Annotated in this window: 1 protein-coding gene; it reads left to right on the top strand. The window is 35.5% G+C overall.

What is annotated here, in order from left to right; translation table 11 throughout:
• A partial coding sequence (locus tag LI162_RS15420) for a hypothetical protein (RefSeq protein WP_227156893.1) occupies positions 1-262 on the top strand: 262 nt, incomplete at both ends.

Here is a 262-nt window from a genome sequence, read left to right as displayed (position 1 = left end):
CTGATAGTGAAAAAGAAGCATTCCGCAACTCAATCGTAGCTGATCTGAGAGACGAATTTGCAGTAGAACCAGAAAGCACAGAAGATACTAATCCTGTTTACAATTATACTACAAAGAATTATATAACAAAGAAATACCCAACAACCAAAGCTTATTTTCAAATGAATATTAACGATACATATCCTTCAGGGCTTCCAGATAATAGTTCTGGCAATACAAGCACACCTACTGATACTGTCAACGGTTCAAATAACTCTGGAAA

Source organism: Mediterraneibacter sp. 210702-DFI.3.120 (assembly GCF_020561005.1).
GTDB lineage: Bacteria > Bacillota > Clostridia > Lachnospirales > Lachnospiraceae > Mediterraneibacter > Mediterraneibacter faecis.
Note: the sequence above shows the minus strand (reverse complement) of the source record. Positions and strands in the feature narration are given on the sequence as shown.